The 14,654-nt window shown below is 28.7% G+C and carries 15 protein-coding genes, 1 pseudogene and 1 riboswitch; of the genes and pseudogenes, 13 read left to right on the forward strand and 3 right to left on the reverse strand.

Annotation, left to right across the window (positions count from 1 at the left end; genetic code table 11):
* Window positions 1–37 precede the first annotated feature (37 nt).
* The 4 genes from ACWW38_RS15840 to ACWW38_RS15855 all read left to right on the forward strand — a co-directional run bounded on the left by ACWW38_RS15840 (window position 38) and on the right by ACWW38_RS15855 (window position 3,280).
* Complete coding sequence (locus ACWW38_RS15840) at window positions 38–499, forward strand: ferritin family protein (protein ID WP_456258494.1); 462 nt, start codon at window positions 38–40, stop codon at window positions 497–499.
* A gap of 67 nt (window positions 500–566) precedes the next feature.
* Window positions 567–679: riboswitch (SAM riboswitch) on the forward strand.
* 100 nt (window positions 680–779) lie between these two features.
* Window positions 780–1,736 (forward strand): methionine ABC transporter ATP-binding protein, encoded by a 957-nt coding sequence (locus ACWW38_RS15845; protein WP_456258495.1) that lies wholly within the window; start codon window positions 780–782, stop codon window positions 1,734–1,736.
* Window positions 1,737–1,739: 3 nt separating this feature from the next.
* Window positions 1,740–2,381, forward strand: a complete 642-nt coding sequence (locus ACWW38_RS15850; RefSeq protein WP_456258496.1) for a methionine ABC transporter permease — start codon at window positions 1,740–1,742, stop codon at window positions 2,379–2,381.
* Between the two features lie 77 nt (window positions 2,382–2,458).
* A complete protein-coding gene (locus tag ACWW38_RS15855; RefSeq protein WP_456258497.1) occupies window positions 2,459–3,280 on the forward strand; it encodes a MetQ/NlpA family ABC transporter substrate-binding protein in 822 nt (273 codons plus the stop codon).
* Window positions 3,281–3,348: 68 nt separating this feature from the next.
* Here ACWW38_RS15855 and corA read toward each other — a convergent pair whose 3' ends face one another.
* Window positions 3,349–4,413 (reverse strand): magnesium/cobalt transporter CorA, encoded by a 1,065-nt coding sequence (gene corA, locus ACWW38_RS15860; RefSeq protein WP_456258498.1) that lies wholly within the window; start codon window positions 4,411–4,413, stop codon window positions 3,349–3,351.
* A gap of 191 nt (window positions 4,414–4,604) precedes the next feature.
* Here corA and ACWW38_RS15865 point away from each other — a divergent pair, with 191 nt between their 5' ends.
* Together ACWW38_RS15865 and ACWW38_RS15870 are read left to right on the forward strand one after the other, a co-directional pair.
* A complete protein-coding gene (locus tag ACWW38_RS15865) occupies window positions 4,605–5,300 on the forward strand; it encodes an ABC transporter ATP-binding protein (protein ID WP_456258499.1) in 696 nt (231 codons plus the stop codon).
* A 23-nt stretch (window positions 5,301–5,323) separates the two neighbouring features.
* Window positions 5,324–6,869: pseudogene (locus tag ACWW38_RS15870) on the forward strand (putative ABC exporter domain-containing protein).
* Window positions 6,870–6,990: 121 nt separating this feature from the next.
* Here the strand turns inward: ACWW38_RS15870 and ACWW38_RS15875 are convergent.
* Window positions 6,991–7,866 (reverse strand): DMT family transporter, encoded by an 876-nt coding sequence (locus ACWW38_RS15875; RefSeq protein ID WP_456258500.1) that lies wholly within the window; start codon window positions 7,864–7,866, stop codon window positions 6,991–6,993.
* Window positions 7,867–8,184: 318 nt separating this feature from the next.
* On the opposite strand from ACWW38_RS15875, the gene ACWW38_RS15880 reads away from it, so the two are divergent.
* The 4 genes from ACWW38_RS15880 to ACWW38_RS15895 all read left to right on the forward strand — a co-directional run bounded on the left by ACWW38_RS15880 (window position 8,185) and on the right by ACWW38_RS15895 (window position 11,168).
* The gene (locus ACWW38_RS15880) at window positions 8,185–9,099 is read left to right on the forward strand and encodes a branched-chain amino acid transaminase (RefSeq protein WP_456258501.1); all 915 of its coding nucleotides are present in this window, start codon (window positions 8,185–8,187) and stop codon (window positions 9,097–9,099) included.
* A gap of 176 nt (window positions 9,100–9,275) precedes the next feature.
* Entirely contained in the window at window positions 9,276–9,917 is a 642-nt protein-coding gene (locus ACWW38_RS15885) for a peroxiredoxin (RefSeq protein WP_456258502.1), read from the forward strand.
* A gap of 458 nt (window positions 9,918–10,375) precedes the next feature.
* Entirely contained in the window at window positions 10,376–10,921 is a 546-nt protein-coding gene (locus ACWW38_RS15890) for a sigma-70 family RNA polymerase sigma factor (protein ID WP_456258503.1), read from the forward strand.
* A 19-nt stretch (window positions 10,922–10,940) separates the two neighbouring features.
* On the forward strand, window positions 10,941–11,168 hold the full coding sequence (locus ACWW38_RS15895; RefSeq protein WP_456258504.1) for a BhlA/UviB family holin-like peptide: 228 nt from the start codon (window positions 10,941–10,943) through the stop codon (window positions 11,166–11,168).
* Between the two features lie 234 nt (window positions 11,169–11,402).
* Here the strand turns inward: ACWW38_RS15895 and ACWW38_RS15900 are convergent, their stop codons facing one another.
* Window positions 11,403–11,903, reverse strand: coding sequence for an N-acetylmuramoyl-L-alanine amidase family protein (locus ACWW38_RS15900; protein WP_456258505.1), 501 nt, complete (start codon window positions 11,901–11,903; stop codon window positions 11,403–11,405).
* A 290-nt stretch (window positions 11,904–12,193) separates the two neighbouring features.
* On the opposite strand from ACWW38_RS15900, the gene ACWW38_RS15905 reads away from it, so the two are divergent.
* The 3 genes from ACWW38_RS15905 to ACWW38_RS15915 all read left to right on the forward strand — a co-directional run bounded on the left by ACWW38_RS15905 (window position 12,194) and on the right by ACWW38_RS15915 (window position 14,592).
* Window positions 12,194–12,790 (forward strand): hypothetical protein, encoded by a 597-nt coding sequence (locus ACWW38_RS15905; RefSeq protein ID WP_456258506.1) that lies wholly within the window; start codon window positions 12,194–12,196, stop codon window positions 12,788–12,790.
* Window positions 12,791–13,051: 261 nt separating this feature from the next.
* Entirely contained in the window at window positions 13,052–14,083 is a 1,032-nt protein-coding gene (locus ACWW38_RS15910; RefSeq protein WP_456258507.1) for a hypothetical protein, read from the forward strand.
* 143 nt (window positions 14,084–14,226) lie between these two features.
* Window positions 14,227–14,592, forward strand: coding sequence for a hypothetical protein (locus tag ACWW38_RS15915; protein WP_456258508.1), 366 nt, complete (start codon window positions 14,227–14,229; stop codon window positions 14,590–14,592).
* Window positions 14,593–14,654: the final 62 nt, after the last annotated feature.

A 14,654-nucleotide genomic window follows, 5' to 3' on the forward strand; every position in this document is an offset into this window, starting at 1 on the left:
TAGATTCAAATTAATTTATAATGTAGAGGTGATAGGTTTGAATATTTATGAATTTGCTATGAAATCAGAGTTAGAGGGATCAGCTTACTATAAAAGAGCAGCTGATTTATGTAAAGATGAGTGGTTAAAGGGAATTTTTGAATTTTTATCCCTTGAAGAAAAGAAGCATTTTAACATATTTAAAGAGATGAAGGATAGAAATCTAGAATTTAAAAGTTTAGAAAATCATAATTATAAAGATTTAAAAAGTATTTTTCAAGACAAGAGAGAAGAAAAAATAATTGGAAGTCTATCAGAGCTTCAAACTAGTATATATTTAGCAGCAGCAAAAGACGAAAGAGATACCATAGAATCCTATGAAAGAATTTTAAGTGAAATTGAAAACGAACAGGAAAAAAAAGCAGTATTAGAAATAATCAATGAAGAGAAAGAGCATTTAAGGTTTTTAGAAGAAGTTATAGAATTAATGAATAAATTAGAAAAAAATAGAGAACAATAAAAATTTAAAAATGTTATTGACAAACATTAATCTTAATAATATAATTGTTAACAATAAAACTTAATATGGCTTATCAAGAGTGGTGGAGGGACTGGCCCGATGAAACCCAGCAACCGGTATATATTATATGAATTATATACAATGGTGCTAAATCCTGCAGCGAAAGCTGAGAGATGAGGGTAGGGTAGATCTATTAAGACCTAAGGATATCCTTAGGTCTTTTATTTTTTCCAAAGTTAGCAAGTTTTAAGGGGTATAGAAATAATCAGGGGGTAAGACAATGATACAAATCAAAAATGTAGAAAAGTTCTTTGGTAAGGACCATGTCTTAAAAGATGTAAGTTTGAGCATAGAAAAGGGGGAAATATTTGGGATAGTGGGGCATAGTGGTGCAGGAAAGTCAACTTTTTTAAGATGTATAAATGGACTTGAAACCTATGATAAGGGGAACGTATTAGTAAATAATAAGGAAGTTAATATATTAAGTGAAGAAGAATTAAGAAAATTTAGAAAGAATATAGGTATGATATTCCAAAACTTTAGTCTGCTTAATAGAAAAAATGTATGGCAAAATGTTTCTCTTCCAATGGAAATCTGGGGGTACAGTAGGGAAGAGATGGATAAAAGAGTAAAGGAACTATTGAATCTAGTGGGACTTGAGGATAAGGCTAGGAGCATGCCAAAAGAACTTAGTGGAGGACAAAAACAGAGAGTTGCTATTGCTAGAGCTTTAACTCTTCAGCCAGAAATACTTCTTTGTGATGAGGCAACTTCTGCATTAGATCCTAAAACTACAAAATCAATTCTAGAACTATTAAGAGAAATAAACAGAAAACTAGGCATAACAATAGTAATAGTAACTCATCAAATGGAAGTTATAAAAGAAGTATGTACTAAAGTAGCACTGATGGAAGAAGGAAGAGTAATACAGTTTGGGAAGGCAGAAGAAATTTTTCTTAATCCAACCAAGGAGATGCAAAACCTTTTAGGGGAAGACGAGGTATTGCCAGAGGATGGAGTAAATATAAAGATTTTCTTTCCAAAGGAATTAAGCCAAAACTGTGTAATAACATCTATGGCAAGAGAATTAAATATGGATTTTTCAATTGTTTGGGGAAAACTTGAAAAATTTAGCCAAGGTGTACTGGGGAGCTTAGTAATTAACATATCAGAGGATAAAAAAGATAAAGTTTGTTTTTACTTAGAAAGTCAAAATGTGCATTGGGAGGTGTTATAGGATATGATTGAAAAAATATTGCTTCCAGCTTTAGGGGAAACTCTAGTTATGGTTATAGTTTCCACAATTTTAGCAATAATAGTAGGATTTATACCAGCTATCATTATGATAATAACAGGCAAAGATGGATTAAGACCAAATGAAGCGGTTTATAAAATTTTAGATGCTTTTATAAATATTTTAAGATCTTTCCCATTTATAGTTTTGATGGTAATACTAATACCATTTACAAGATTTATAGTAGGAAGATCTATTGGAACAGCTGCTGCTATAGTACCATTAACTATTGGATCAGCACCGTTTGTTACTAGAATTATTGAAGCTGCTCTTAAAGAAGTAGATAAAGGAGTAATTGAAGCAGCAAAGTCCTTTGGAGCCAGTACTTCACAGATAATATTTAAAGTTATGCTTCCAGAAGCACTTCCATCTATTATTTCTGGAATAACTCTTACTGTTATTAGTATAGTTGGATTTTCAGCTATGGCTGGTGCAATTGGAGCAGGAGGTCTTGGTGCCGTAGCAATAAATTATGGATATCAAATGTTTAGAAATGATATTTTGATAGCTACAGTAATAGTTTTAATAATTATGGTTCAGGGATTACAAAGTATAGGAACTATTGTATATAAAAAGGTTAATAAATAGACTACTTCAATTATGTATTTTGTAGTTTATTTTGATAATAAAATAAAAAATTAATTAATATTAAGGGGGCTTTTTATATGAATAAGAGAATATTATCAGTTTTATTAACAGGAACGCTAATTGTGGTGGGGGCAATTACGTTAACAGCATGTGGGAGCAAGGATACTAGTGGAAAACCACAAGAAAAGAAAAATATTGTAATTGGAGCATCTCCAGAACCTCATGCTGCCATATTAGAAAAGGTAAAGCCTATATTAGAAAAGAAGGGGTATACTTTAGAAATTAAAATATTTAATGACTATGTAATCCCAAATACATCAGTAGAAGATGGAAGTTTAGATGCTAATTTCTTTCAACATGTTCCTTATTTAGAGAAATTTAATAAGGAAAAAGGTACTCATTTAGCTTACACAGCAAAAGTTCATTTAGAACCAATGGGAGTATACTCACAAAAGGTAAAAGATTTAAAAGAATTAAAGGATGGGGCAACTATAGCAGTTCCTAATGATCCTACAAATGAAGCCAGAGCACTAAGACTATTAGAAAAGCAAGGAATTCTAAAGTTTAAAGAAGGACAGTTAATAACTAAATTAGATATTACTGAAAATCCTAAAAATATTAAAATACAAGAATTAGAAGCAGCACAGCTTCCAAGAACCTTAAAAGATGTGGATGCAGCAGTTATAAATACCAACTATGCATTACCGGCAGGGTTAAATCCTCTTAAAGATGCACTTGCTATAGAGGATAAAGACTCTCCATATTCTAATGTTATTGCTGTAAAAGAAGAAAATAAAGATAAAGAGTATATTAAAGCTTTAAATGAAGCTATTACTTCACCAGAAATTAAGAAGTTTATAGAAGAACAATATAAAGGAGCAATAATTCCTTCATTTTAAAATTGCATGTAACTCTGTAAAAGCGACCATTACAAAATCTTCTATTTTGTAATGGTCGCTTTTCTATATTAAAACCACTTTTTTCTTCTAAAATAATTAATCATAAGAAGTATACAGGTGATAGTAATTCCCCAAAAAATTAAATAGCCATACTTAAATCCAAGTTCAGGCATATGTTCAAAATTCATTCCATATATACCTGTAAAAAAGGAGAGAGGAATAAAAATAGTTGAAAATACTGTAAGTATTTTCATTACTTCGTTTGTTTTATTGCTTATACTAGATAAATATGTATCTAACATACCAGACAAAATGTCTCTATAGGTTTCTATTATATCCATAATTTGAATAGTATGATCATATACATCTCTTAAATACATTATAGTTTTATCTTGTATTAATTCATATTCAGATTTAACTAATTTTCCTAGTACTTCTCTAAGAGGCCAAACAGAATTCCTTAAAAATATCATCTCTCTTTTCAATTTATAAATATCATTAAGTATCTCATTGCTAGGATTAGTCATAAGAACATCTTCAATTATATCTATTGAATTACCAATACTTTCTATGATATCAAAGTAACTATCAACTGTACAATCTATCAAAGAATAGGCCAGATAATCTGTTCCTTTAGATCTTATATTGGATTTGTTTTGCTCAAGTCTTCTTCTAAGATCATTAAAAACATCTCCTTCGAATTCTTGAAAAGACAAAATATAGTTTTCCAAAATTACAAGACTTATTTGTTCAGATTTAATCTCTTTTATATTTTTATCGTAATAGAGCATTTTAATAACTACATATATATAATTATCATCAATATCTATTTTAGGATGCTGCGTTGTATTTAAAATATCTTCTAAAATCAGTGGATGAAGATTAAAGTTTTTTCCTATCTTCTCAATTACATCTATATCGTGTAATCCATCAATATTTATCCAATTAACAGTATTTCCATTAATTGCGGCAAGGCATTTTTCTATATCATCATATATGATTTTATTAAAACTATCTTTATTATATTTTATAAGAGTAATTTTTACATCTTTACTAAGACGTTCCCCCACGTGCACAAGAGTACCAGGAGCAGAACCAGTTTTACTTTTTCGACTTTTAATACGTTTTGGCACAACTTATCACCTCTAATTTATTATAGCAGGTATTTGTATTTATGGAGCAATATGTATCACTATGATATAATAATGTAGCTTAAGCCGCTGGTTTGCAAAAATATTTATAAAGTATTTATAAAGTATACGCTAAAATGCTCATAAATATATATAATTAAAAAGTGGCTATATTAATTTCAGGAGGGGATAAGATGTTAAGTATTAGAAATTTAACTAAGGAATATGATAATGTTTTAGCAGTAGATAATATGAGTTTTGATGTAAATGATGGTGAAATTGCTGTACTTTTAGGACCGAATGGAGCAGGAAAAAGCACAACTATAAAATGTATAACAGGGTTATTAAGATATAAGGGTGATATTGAAGTTTGTGGATATAGAAATAAGAGTATTAAAGCAAAAAAAATATTCAGCTATATACCAGAAACACCAGCTTTATATGATATGCTTACAGTATACGAGCACCTGGAATATATTGCACATGCTTACAGTGTAAATGACTATAAAGAAAAAGCTGAAATACTTTTAGAAAGATTTGATTTAGCGGATAAGAGAGATAAGCTAGGAAAAGAATTATCAAAAGGTATGCAACAAAAAGTGAGTATATGCTGTGGACTTATTACTAGCCCTAAAGTAGTTTTATTTGACGAACCAATGATAGGGCTAGATCCTAAAGCTATAAAAGAGTTAAAAAAAGTGTTTTTAGAACTTAAAGAAGAAGGGTGTAGTGTAATAATAAGTACCCATATTATAGATAGTATAGATGAAATATGGGATAGGGCTTTAATTGTAAACAAAGGAGTTATTGTACTTGCCAGAACTAGAAGTGAACTTCAAGAGAGAAACGAGTCATTAGAAGAAATCTTCTTTGAAGTTACGGAGGGATAACAATGAAACCATTACTATATATAATGAAAAAAAGTTTTAAAAATTACTTAAAAGAATTAAAGAAGAAACCAGCAGCATTAATTGCTTATATAATTGCAGCATTATTTATTATATTTATAATAGTATATAGTTTTATGGCTCCATCAAGTAATTTAAAAAACTTATCTATTAATACCTATGGAACTATAATAAGTGCAACCCTTTTAATCTTCTTATATTTTAATATAAAACAAGGAGTTAGCAGAGGAAGTTCATTTTTTAGATTTTCTGATGTAAACTTAGTTTTTACAGCTCCTATTCCACCAGCAAAAGTTTTAATCTATGGATTTATTAAACAGCTATATACTACTTTTTTTGCTTTAATGTTTATGGTTTTTCAAATACCTAATTTAAAAAATATGTTTCCTTTAAAAATCTATGGACCAATTATTATAATAGCAGGTCTATTTTTGTTCTTTTTTTCACTATCTATAATTGGAGTTCTTGTATATTCCATATGCTCTAAATCTAAAAAGAGAAGAAATTATTTTGAGAAGGGAATAAACCTAGTTATAGGAATAATCTTAATTCTATTCTTATGGAAGCTCTATATAACTAAAGATGTTTTAGTATCAGCAGAAGCTATATTAAATAGCAAATATTTTAGTTATATTCCTTTTTTAGGATGGTTTAAACAAATATTTATGTCCGCTATATTAGGTATCAATAGTAGTTTTTACATCAATTTATTACTTATAGCTATATCTATAGGGATTATGATATATGTAATTTATAAATATGATGTAGATTATTATGAAGATGTTTTAAATGCCACTGAATATAAAGAACAGCTCTACAGATTAAAAAAAGAAGGAAAGTCTTTATCAGATGGGGCTATAGGAAAGGTTAGAAAGGTTAAAGGTGGTTATAAAGGGTATGGAGTAAAGTCTATATTTTATAGGCAGCTTCTTGAATATAGAAAGTCAGGTCTTTTATTTATTGATAAAAGCACTATTATGATGATTGTCTCAGGTATAGTATTTGGATTTTTCTTTAGAGATAAAGATGGGGGAATAAATTCAGTTCTATATTTTACGGTTTATATGCTTCTATTTATGACAATGCAGGGTAAATGGTCACAAGAAATTAGCAAGCCTTATATATTCTTAATTCCTGGAAGCTCTGGAGGTAAATTATTTTATGCAACTCTTGCAGATAATATAAAAAATATTATAGATGGATTAGTGTTGTTTATTGCAGCGGGTGCCATGTTTAAAGAATCCATTATTATAATTGTTTTATGTGCTCTATCATATGGAAGTTTCGGTGCAGTATATATATGGTGATATACTAGGAAGAAGAATATTTGGTGATCATAGTAAAAATTTGGGCATGTTATTGAAAATATTACTTACAGTAGTGTTAATAGCTCCAGAAATAATAATTTCAATAGTAGTAGGTATAGCCTATAAGAACTTAGTATTGGCTAAATATTTATCCTATATAGTATTAATTGTTTATAATATTTTTGTTTCATTTATAATTCTGTTTACAAATTCAAGTATATTTGAAAATTTAGAAATGAAATAAAGAGGATTCTTGGCTTCAGGTGGAGCTTTTTCCTCCACCTGAAGCTTAGAACTCTGTTTATAGATTAATATTTTAATGAAGATTAAGATGCGAAAAAGTACAAAATAACATATTTAATATGCTATTTTGTACTTTTTACAGTTTTGCTATTTTGGGCTATAAAGGTGGAGAATAGAATTAGTATTCCGCCTGCAATTTGCCACGGGCCCATCAGTTCATGTAAGAATAATGAGCTGAAAATTAGTGCTGAGATAGGATCTATATAGCTTAATATTGCAGCATTTTGAACGTTTATATCTTTTAAGCTGGAAAAGTACAGTAAATAAGGGATAGCAGTATAAACTGTTCCTAATATCAATATAAATATTAAACTAACTGAGCTGTCTATATGAAGTTGACCTCTATATAATACAAAAGGGAGAAGTACAACAGCTGAGGAAGAAAGTTGTATTATAGTTCTTTCAAATCCAGACAAGCCTTTTATGTAATTATTAAGAATCATTACACAAGCATAAAAAATAGCTGCAGCAAGACCGTAACTGATTCCCTTTATATGATTATAAGAAATATTTGATACACTATTTCCTTGATTATTTAGTATTAAAAACAATCCTATCATAGCACCTATTACAGCAAAGAGCTTATTAGGTGTAAGCTTGTCCTTTAAAATGATTGGTGATAGAAGTACAACAAAAACAGGTGCAAAATAATAACTTAGCGTTGCATTTGATATAGTTGTGAATTTATAGGCTTGAAATAGTAATACCCAATTAAATCCAATGGCCATTCCTGAGACAAGTAGGAGAATTAAATTCTTTTTTGAGTAGTTTTTAATACTAGCTTTTTTAGTAAATAAATTATAAATAAAAAAAGCCCCCGTAGCGATGATTGCTCTTAGAAAAGCTACTTCCATAGAGGGAAGATTAATGTTTTTAACAAAAATCCCCAAACTTCCCCAAATGATCATAGCAATAACAATTTTAAATGCTGAATTCACGTTTAGCCCCCCAATAATTAATTAACTTATTATAATATAATAACAATAGCTAGATTTAAATTCAATATTACAAAAAAAAGAATTTTCAATTAATTTTAAAGTGGATAATTGACATGGAAATTTAAAAGTGATATACTTCATTTTAAATATTTATATTTCAATGATAAAAGGGAAGAGTAGGCAATTAATATCTTTTGAAAGTTTATAGTAATTAAAGACTTTTCGCCTTATGGCAAAGGTCTTTTTTATATATTAGATTTTAGTATATTGGGGGCAATTTAATACTAAAATTTAAGTGAATAATAAGGGGGAGATAAGATGAATGAATCTTACGTATTTTATCAAGGAGAAATAGTAAAAGAAAGTGAGGTAAGTATAAGCATAAGATGCAAGGCTTTTAATTACGGACTTGCATGTTTTGAAGGTATTAGGGCTTATTGGGATGAAGAAACTAATCAATTATATGCTTTTAGATTAAGGGAGCATTATGAAAGATTATTACAGTCCTGCAAAACACTATATATAAACTTACCTTACACAGTAGATGAACTTATGGAAGCAACAATTGAACTTCTAAGAAAAAATAACTTTAAGACTACAACATATATAAGACCTATAGCCTATAAGGGTGCTGATAAGATAGGGCCAACTTTGCTTGATGACGATGATAGAATGGTAATCTACTGTCAGCCAATGGGAAGCTATACAGGTAAAGACACATTAAGAGTGGCAGTAACTTCATGGGATAGAATTGAGGATAATATGTTGCCACCAAGAACAAAGGCAACTGCAGCTTATTTAAACTCAGGGTTAGCATCTTTAGAAGTATTAAGAAGAGGATATGATGAAGGAATATTTTTAACCAAAAGCGGACATGTTTGTGAAGGTCCAGGAGAGAATATTTTTATGGTTAGAAAGGGAAAGCTAATAACTCCACCTCCTTCAGATAATATATTAGAAGGAATAACTAGAGATACTGTAATGCTTCTTGCAAAAAATGAGCTAGGTATTGAGGTTGTTGAAAGAAGTATAGCAAGAACAGAATTATACGCATCAGATGAACTATTTTTTAGTGGTACAGCAATGGAAGTTACTCCAATAGTTGAAGTTGATGACAGAGTAGTTGGAAACGGACAATCTGGTGAAGTGTGTGCAAAGATTAAGGAATTATTCCATAAAATAACCGTAGCAAAAAATCCTAAATATTCTCATTTTTGCACTAAAGTTTATTAATCTTAAGGAATATTAGCAATTAATATATTATTATAAAGATAGATATATGAGCATGTAGAAATTTTACATGCTTATTTTTTTATATGGAATAATAATTCTATATAATAGGCATTATTTACAAATAAGTGTTATAATAATATTATACAGATAATATAAGGATAAGGAGATGTTACATAATGAAATTATTAGTTAGAGATCAATTTCCAGAAATGATAGTTAAAACAACAAAAGGTGAAATAAATATACCAAAGGATTATCAAGGTAAATGGTTTGTACTTTTTAGCCATCCAGCAGATTTCACACCAGTTTGTACAACTGAATTTGTAGCTTTCCAAAAGAGAATGGATCAATTCAAACAATTAAACACTGAGTTAATTGGATTAAGTGTTGATAGTTTAGAGGAACACAGAGCATGGGTAAATTGGATAGGGGAAAATTTACGTGTAAATATAGAGTTCCCAATAATTGATGATAAAGACAAAAAAATATCAAAATCACTAGGTATGATAAGAGAAGATGCTGATGAAGATTCAACAACTGCAAGATCTGTAGTAGTTGTTGACTTTAAAGGAACTGTAAGAACAATATTAGAATATCCAAAAGAACTAGGAAGAAATATGGACGAGATATTGAGAATAGTTAAAGGACTTCAATTAGCAAGCGGTAAACATTTATTTGCTCCAGCTAACTGGCCACACAATGAAATAATAGGAGACAAGGTTTTAGTCCCAGCAAATCCTGATTTAACAGATGAAGATATTAAAAGGCAAGGCATCTGTAAGTTATCAGATTGGTTTATGTACAAAAATAATGATTAATATATATTTATAGATTAAATTTTAAAAAATTAATTGATATACAATAAAAGGGTTGTTCAAAGTATTTTCATACTTTGGACAACCCTTTTGTTATTAAAGGCATAAAGTCTAGCACATCCTCTTTATACAACTTTTCCAATAGTAATGATCACTGTAACTCTTCTGAATTTTCTATTTCATAATACTTCGTAAAGTAATTTACTATCTATCATCTTATCAAATTCTTGTAAAATAGAACCTTCAATATCAAACCTAAAATCAATAAGTTTTCTATGGTCAATCCCTGATTCCTTATAAAATTATAAAAATATATATTTTTTTACATTTTATAGTATGATGATTATTACATAAAATTACATTAATTTTAATATTAGTATTTTTTTATAAAATGTGGTTTACATTTGCCAATACCCTCGTCTTTCTAACAGTTAAATCATTAGAAAGGAGGTACTATACATATGTATAGTAATTTGTATATATTAACAGCTGAGTCTCAGCGCGGCGATGCAACATCTCTTTTAGAAATTATAAAAAAGTTTGAACCATTAATAAAAAAATATAGTAGAAAATTAAATTATGATGGATCGGACACAGATTTAATAATAAGTCTTATAGAAACGGTACAATCTATTCCGATTTCTGAAAAAGTATCTTTAAAAAGAGAAGAATGTCTAGTAAGCTACATTGCTAATTCTTTAAAGTATAAGTATATTAAATTATCTAAAAAATATAGTAATTTATATGTAAATGAATTAGAACTAAAAGAAGAATTACTTAGTGGTGAAAATAGTTTAGATATGGAAACACATATTATGCTTAATACATCTTGGAATAAGCTTCCATCATCTCAAAAAACAGTTTTGAATGAAATATATATAAAGGGTTATACAGTATCAGAAGTGGCTAAAAAATTACATATATCAAGACAAGCAGTAAATAAAACCAAAAATAAAGGATTAAATAACTTAAAGAAACATCTTCAAGAAAGTCAGTTACTAACTTAAATTATAGGAGGTGAAATTAGTGGAAAATGAAATATTAAAACTTGCCTTAAATCAAGGAATATGGGCTGTTTTATCTGTTGTACTTATATTCTATATTTTAAAAGCCGAAGAAAAGAGAGACATTAGACAAGAAGAACGTGAAAGAAACTATCAAGATATAATAAAAAATTTAACAGATAAATTTAATATAATTGAAGATGTAAAAAAGGATGTGGAAGATATTAAACAACATATTTTTAAGAAATAGGGTATGTTTTAAGAGATTGTTGATTTTGTATAATATCAAAAATAATTCTAAATAAGAATTATAGTTTTTTATTATAATGAACTCAACAATCTTTAAAACAGCTTTAACGTACTAATGGAAAGTTTTAAATAAATGTAAAAATCAACATTCATTTAAAACAGAGCTGTCTCAAAATTTTGAGACAGCTCCTTTTATGTTATATATAATGGAATTAATAATTTTGTAAATATCTATTTAAGCTGCAGCTATTCCGTCAGCTATTGCTTGTGCAATTGCATCCCAGTGTGATAACATCCAATTAACATCATTTATATTATCATGGAAAGCAACCTCAACGATAACAGCAATTGCAACAGTATCTTTAAGTTCAGTATAAGTGGTAGAACCATTGTTGTATCTTCCTGTAGAAGCACCTGGAACTTGTTTTAGCTTAGTCAATATTGAAGCTCCTAAGGCCTTACTTCCTGTTGAAGTAGTATAATACCAGGTTTCTGGTCCAGTTCCGCCGCCTGCATTTGAGTGTAAAGCTACATGGTAATCCACATTATTAGCATTAGATGCACTAATTCTCTGTGTCAAGGTTAAACTATTATCTCCTCCGTAAACAGTGTATCCTTTAGCTTTTAACTTTGGAATTAATAAATCAGATAATTGTTTCATTCTAGCAGCTTCTGTTCCATAATTGCCTACTCCCACATTGGTAGTTTGACTTGATGGTGATACATAGATTTTCATAAATATCCTTCCTTTCTTAATATAAATTTCCAATATAGTAATTAGTTTTACAAATCTCTTGTACTTATAGTGGGCATCCCTTTCCCTTTGCCCAAGAGGAAAAGTTATTGTACATTGGATTCACTATATAAGAAGTAATAAATCACAAAATTGTAAACTATAATTTTAATAATATTATTTTTGGGGGATAATATTTCCAGAAGGGCATCATAGTTTTTCTTGCATATGGCCTTGTTAGATATTTTACTATTGAGGGTATATATTTTTTAATTATCAGGGAAGTAAAAGAAATGAAACAAAAATCCAAAATAATCTTAAGTAAGAATAAAAAAATTAAACAGATTATCACAGCAGGTGCCATATTATTGACTGTAGCAATTTCAGGAAGCTTAGTGGCTTGTTCCAGTAACAAATCAGATTCAATATCATCATCAAGGCAAATAGAGTCAACAAATACGTCCAGCACAGCAGAACAGAATACTCAAACCGACAAGGGACAAAAAAATAAAACAGCAGAAACTTCAAATTCAAAACCTGAAACAGGCTTAACTTACAAAACTGAATCAGATTTTTTAAATAGTCCTGAAGGAGTAAATTTTCAAAAGATAGCATATAAATCTGCAAAAGCATATTTAAGCGGTGATTTAAAGCAAATGTCAAAATATTTTGTAGAGCCTAAAGATGCTTCATTAAAAACAGAAAATATTTTTAATAATTTAGAATACATGATATTAAAATGGAATCTAGGAGATATTAAATCAGAAAATGAAATAAATGCATCCTATGAGTTTAAGGTTAATGGAGAAGATTCGGTATCTTATATTACCATGGAATTGAAAAAAGTAGATAACAATTGGAAAGTAAAATCTATAGCATTAGAAAAATAAAATACAAAAATAAATTTATATAAATGAAAAATAATTTTATGAGTGAAAAAAATAGAGTGGCAAAAATATATCCACTCTATTTTTATATTGTATGGAGATGGATATGATGATAAAATTTGAATTAATGTAAAATTTATGTTTAATGTGTAAATGAAAATATCTTAGACAACATAAACAGCAGAATTGAAAGTGATAAAAATGTTCTATCAATTCTTATAGTAAGTTATAGTTACTATTTATCATTGAGAAGGGAGATAAAATATGTTTCTAAGAGATTTAAAGAAAAATATGATTTTACCTAAAGAAGAAATTCCTATAAATAAAATAGTAAAGATTAAAGGAATAGACGTTCATTTAATTTCTATAACTTTAGAAGAAAATAGGAATGTATTATGGGCAATGTATCAATTGCCTTATTGTCTTAATGGAGTAATAGATACAGAAGAAATACCCGAATATGCTTCAAATAGAGATGAAATGATGAATAATATTAGAAATGAAATGAATTCTCATTATGTCCATATATCTGAAATGACTATTCAAAAGCAAAAGATGACCTTTTCATCTTCAAGTGCAAGTTATATGTATAGTATGTGTTGTGAAGTATATATGCAATTGCAACATTTTATTGAAAGAGGGATGTCTACAATAAATTGGGATGATGTTGATTTAGCTAAGATGGTTATAGTAGCTTATGTACAAAAACAAAGTGGAGAATTCCCTTCAATAGATTTATCAACAGAATTAGACATTACTTTAAAAGTAGATAGGGAATCTAAACAGGTGCTAATAAATCAACCAATACATCTTCAATTTGGCGAAATGGGAAAAGGAAACAGATTTTATTTCTATGACTCTTTTGGAAAGAAAAATCGAATTTTCTATATTGATAAAATTAGTCATTATGATATTTGGGAAGAAGTAAATCATATATTTGAGAGTGAATGGGTGAAATCATTGTCACAAGAACAGATTAAGCAAATGAAAGAAGAAAATATAGCTCATTTAGAAGAAATTTGCCCAAAAGGAATGAATTTAGCAATCCTTGAATATGAAGTTGAAGATGATATACATCTTAATTTCTATTCCAAAGAATATTTTGATAAAAAGCCAGTACATAATACTTCTGTATTAGCCATAGAGTTTTTAACATCAGATAAGAACATTGGAATTAATGGATTTAAAAGACAGATATCTGTGATTAAGCCAGTGAAAAAAGATTTTAATGGTAGTATTGATGTTGAATTGTTCTCATGGTTTTTAGAGATACCAGAAGAAATAATAAAAGTTTAAAGTCAATGTTTGCTATGCTGCAAATAAAATTATGAGATTAATCTTTAAGCTCATTTAAGACATATTTTTCTTAAATTATTACATAACAGTAATTAATTTTAAAACAAATATTATTTATAAATAGCCCATGGAGGAGATATATTATGGATAATTGGAAAAATGATAGGATCGGCTCTGCAGAAAGAGGCGAAAATCCTACAGTAATGGTAAAAATGAAAAGTGGATTTGCTGTTATAGGAGATAATCAATTTTTGCCTGGAGATTGTGTTCTGCTTGGACATCCAAAAGCAAGTTCACTCAATGAGTTATCTTTAGCTGAAAGAACTCAATATTTGACTGATATGACGTTAATAGGAGATGCTATTATAAAAGCGTGTAATCCATTAAGAATTAATTATTCTATATTGATGAATTTAGATCACTATTTGCATGCTCATATTGAAGCACGTTATGATTGGGAACCTGACGAGAATAAGTGTAGACCAACTTATTTCTATCCAAAGGAATAAAGGCATAGTAGCAGATATGAATACTCAGATGAAAAATATGGTGATTTAAAAAGAAATATAAC

The sequence above is a fragment of the Clostridium sp. JNZ J1-5 genome (assembly GCF_053901425.1).